General features: G+C 69.9%; 1 protein-coding gene. It reads right to left on the bottom strand.

The features are described from left to right. Positions 1–266 (bottom strand): LysR family transcriptional regulator (locus tag MXD60_RS30540; protein WP_248822405.1); only part of this gene is annotated, 266 nt, incomplete at both ends.

Below are 266 nucleotides of genomic sequence, written 5' to 3'. Positions count from 1 at the left end.
CGACAGCGGCGCATTCACGCGCAGCCGACCGGCCACCTGCTGCGACTGCGCGCGCACCGACTGCTCCAGCGCATCGAATTCATCGAGCAGCCTGCAGCACTCTGCGTAGTAGGCCTGGCCCGTGTCGGTCAGGCTCATGCGGCGCGTGGTGCGCTGCAGCAGCACGGCGCCCAGATGGGCTTCGAGCGCGCGCAGCTGCTTGCTCAGCGCGGCCGAGGACAGGTCCAGCGCGTCGGCCGCCTTGGCGATGGAGCCCAGTTCTACGA

It is taken from the genome of Frankia sp. AgB32, assembly GCF_023243045.1.
In the GTDB taxonomy this organism is placed as follows: Bacteria; Actinomycetota; Actinomycetes; order Frankiales; family Frankiaceae; genus Frankia.
Note: the sequence above shows the minus strand (reverse complement) of the source record. Positions and strands in the feature narration are given on the sequence as shown.